This window comes from Streptococcus sp. (assembly GCF_019414905.1).
In the GTDB taxonomy this organism is placed as follows: Bacteria; Bacillota; Bacilli; order Lactobacillales; family Streptococcaceae; genus Streptococcus.
Genome location: NZ_DXLC01000151.1, coordinates 1 through 1,066, shown reverse-complemented (window position 1 = coordinate 1,066; position 1,066 = coordinate 1). Strand labels below are relative to the sequence as shown.

Sequence of the window (1,066 nt, the reverse complement as noted above, 5' to 3'; positions counted from 1 at the left end):
ATTTCAGCATATTGCGAAACTGCATTTCCTTCCTCATCAACAATCCGAACCTCTAAGCGACCATCCGTAGCTGGTTTGTTTGTTTCAGAGCCTGTTTCTTCTTTCGGTTTGGTATTTTCTTTTTCTGTTGAAACAGGAGCTGGTTTCCCTTCAAGTGTTAAGATATTGGCATTGTGAACCTTGTCCCAAATAGAGAAGCGAACCGTAGTCAAATCAACCCCCTCAGGGATACGATAGTTGCCATCTTGATTTGGAGAAAGTTCAACGGTTTCCCCATCCTTTTGGTAGGTCAAGGATTTTCCAGCTAAACCGCTACCTTCTTCAATGATAGCTCCTGGCTTAAAGACGCGAGAAGTAGGGTCATACAAATCTTTTGTCGAGGCTAATTGAGGAACTTGGTTATCTACCTTCACCTGCAAGATAATTTCTTGTGGTTTTGCACCTGGAGTGCTTGGTCGATAGGTAAGGACGTATTGGTATTCTCCATCAGGAACTACTTGACCTTTTTGATCTGTTCCTGCCCAATGGCTAGCTGAAAGGAGTTTGCTCCGTTCATTAATTCTCCATCCATAGTCCGATTTTTTCTGACTTTCATTGCCTTTTTCAAAAATTGGATGTTCCCGTTTCAAATCATCTGCCTTATAGACAGCCAAGTGAATATTATCAACGTTTCTCAAAACGACCGCATTTAAATTAACCGAATCTAAGTTTCCATCCTTATTTGGAGAAAATGCGAGAGCTTTTCCATCATAACGATCCTCTGTTTCTCCCAGAACCACCTGTTTATCTTCCCCATCTTTACGGATGGTGCTGACTAAGGCAGTAAAATGATTTCCTGGATCCTTAACCGGATTGTCGTCTTTTTCATTTTTGTAATAGTAGAAAGGTTTTTCACTTCCAGTAAATTCATAAACTGGTTTTTCAATACCAGGTAAATCTTGGTACTGCCCTTTAAAACCAATATAAGGAATGCTAACCAAATCCTTTTGAGTCTTGGCATCCTTAAAGAAGACAAAACCTTCTAAAAAGTAGCCGTTTTTCATTTGTTCTGAAAGTTCTTTTGTAA

Annotated in this window: 1 pseudogene; it reads right to left on the bottom strand. The window is 39.8% G+C overall.

Annotated elements, in window-relative coordinates:
* A pseudogene (locus QZ359_RS04620) lies at positions 1-1,043 on the bottom strand (serine protease); the annotation flags it as partial.
* Between the last annotated feature and the right edge of the window lie 23 nt (positions 1,044-1,066).